The sequence below is a fragment of the Nostoc sp. FACHB-110 genome (assembly GCF_014697425.1).
Taxonomy (GTDB): domain Bacteria; phylum Cyanobacteriota; class Cyanobacteriia; order Cyanobacteriales; family Nostocaceae; genus Nostoc_B.
Window position 1 is genome coordinate 1 of the sequence record NZ_JACJRU010000096.1, and the last position, 2726, is coordinate 2726.

At 43.0% G+C, this 2726-nt stretch carries 2 protein-coding genes; both read right to left on the minus strand.

The genetic code is table 11. The features are described from left to right. Positions 1-1824: condensation domain-containing protein (locus H6G69_RS33410; protein WP_190694006.1), on the minus strand; the 1824-nt coding region annotated here is incomplete at its 3' end. Positions 1825-2094: 270 nt separating this feature from the next. Then, positions 2095-2726: phosphopantetheine-binding protein (locus H6G69_RS33415; protein ID WP_242072277.1), on the minus strand; the 632-nt coding region annotated here is incomplete at its 5' end.

Consider the following 2726-nt stretch of genomic DNA (forward strand, 5'->3'; position numbering starts at 1 on the left):
GTATGCTCCACCTGCTTTGAGTATTGCCAATAAGCCGACAATCATCGATGGCGAACGTTCGACACAAATACCTACCAAAGTGTCTGGTTGAACACCGAGTGTTTGCAGATAATGAGCTAGTTGATTGGCTTTGGTATTTAATTGCTGATATGTGAGTTGTTCGTTGCCAAAGACGACAGCAACGGCATCTGGATTGCGTGCAACTTGGGCTTCAAACAACTGATGGATACATTGGTCATGAGGATAATTACTGTGGGTGTGATTCCACTCGCCTAACAATTTTTGTGTTTGGGATGCTGTTAGTAGCGGTAGTTGGGTAACTGGTTGTGCTGGGTTGGTGACAATTGCCGTGAGTAAGTTTACATAATGCTGCATCATCCGGGCGATCGTTGCCCCGTCAAATAAATCGCTGTTGTAACAGAAAACACCATCAATCCCCGACTCTGTTTCCCAAAAGTGAGCTTCTAAGTCAAACCGCACTGTTTCAAACCACCAAGGCAGGTCTTCCACTTTTAACCCAGGCAAATCCCAAGCCGAGACGGGAGCATTCTGGAGGGCAAACATGACCTGCACCAGTGGATTGTGATCTAACTTCCGCTCTGGCTGTAATTCTTCGACCAGCATCTCGAAGGGCAAATCTTGATGGTCGAATGCTTGTTGTGTTACCTGCTGTACTTGCGCCAGCAGAGATGTAAAGGTCGGTTCGGCAGATAAATCAAATCGCAGTGCTAAGGTATTGACAAAAAAGCCAATCAACCCTTCTATTTCTTGACGGTTGCGGTTGGCGATGGGTGAACCTATCACCAAATCGGTTTGTCCACTGTAGCGCGACATTAAAACAGCAAAACCTGCCAGCAGCGTCATAAACATTGTGGTTCCCGACGCTTGTGATAGCTGCCTGAGTTGAGTTACGAGGTTTTGATCTATTTGTAATAGCTCTACACCGCCTTTAAAAGTTTGTACAACAGGGCGGGGTCTATCGGTGGGTAGTTCTAATAATGGTGGCGCTCCGGCTAACTGTTGCTGCCAGTAACCTAGTTGTGCTGCTAACACATCCCCACTCAACCACTGTCTTTGCCATACGGCGAAATCTGCATACTGAATGGATAATTCTGGTAGGGGCGATCGCTCTCCCATACAGAAGGCTGCATACAGGCTCGACAACTCACGGACGAAAATTCCATTTGACCACCCATCAGAAGCAATGTGGTGCATATTGATGAGCAGCACATATTTTTCAGGTTGCAATCGGAATAAAGTCACCCGCAGTAAGGGACTTTGGGAAATGTCAAAGGGTGTTAGGGCTTCTAAATTAGCTAATCTTTGTGCTTCTTTTTCTGGTTCACTAACTTGTTGCAAGTCAAATATTGGTAAATCCCAAAGGGGATTTGCATCTATTATTTGTACTGGAATCCCATCGACTTGCTGAAAATGAGTCCGCAGGACTTCATGGCGCTGTAATATTTCACCCACTGCTTGTTTCAGAGCATCAAAATTCAACGAACCAGTGAGTTTCAACGCCCCTGTCATATTGTATGTGGAACTTGTACCTTCCAGTTGGTACAGAAACCAGAGTCTTTGCTGGGCAAAAGAGAGGGGTAAATTTTCTGTTCTGGAAACGGGAATGATAGGTAATTCAACTGGCTTGAAAGAGGTTTGTGCTTTCTTTAAAAAATTAATAATGTCATTTCTTCTTGACCCGATTTCTTGCTTAATTTCTGCTGTCATCCCTCCTTTAGGAGACTGATACTTTAACTTATCTTCTTCCAGCCAAAGTTTGATATCTAAACTATTTAAATAAGCTAAAAATTCTACTACTTTCATTTGTTAAAAACTTCCTTTAATTGTTATTTAATTATGCGTCAATTGCGTGGTTTGTTATTGGATAAAAAAGTTCATTATTCTCTACATAATGAGGATTTATGTGTCTCATTTAGGATTTATATATAGGAATCGTACTTGAATATTGCTAAGTATACTGAGAAACGAACCTTTGTATGGCAAGCTTCTAGCCAATTTGGTTTTTCAGAAATCAAATATGAGTCCTATAGCAGCCTAAATGAGATACGAAAATTTATTTGAGGAAAAAGTTGCTCATAATTCTCCTTCTTCGTAATCTGCTGATGTTTCTGTAATAGATGGTTGATAATCTTGTACCGAATCGATGACTTCAATGAGTTGGGCAAAGTTAGCGATTGTTGGGTACTCAAAGAAATTTTGTAAAGACAATTCCACCGAGAAAATATTACGCGATCGCGATATGACTTGGGTGGCTAGTAGGGAATGTCCACCGAGTTCAAAGAAGTTGTCATGAACACCAATGCGTTCTATCCCCAAAACTTCACTCCAAATCTGCGCCAGTTGCGCTTCTATGGGTGTGCGTGGAGACACAAAGCCTGTTGCCAGATTGCGTGTAGCTGTATCTGGTGCTGGTAAGGCGCGACGGTCTACTTTGCCGTTGGGTGTTAACGGTAAGGCATTCAGCAGTATAAACGTATTCGGCATCATGTAATTTGGCAACTTTTGTTGCAAATGCTCCCGCACCGCAGACAGTAACTTCTGGTCATCTGTGGTGGCTTGATTTTGTTCACAGTCGCTCACAGACTCACTGGTTGACCGATGAACAGCAGGGACTAAGTAAGCAACCAGACGTTTATCCCCAGGAGAATCTTCCCTGACTACAACAACACTCTCCTGCACCAAAGGATGTTGAGTCAAAACAGTTT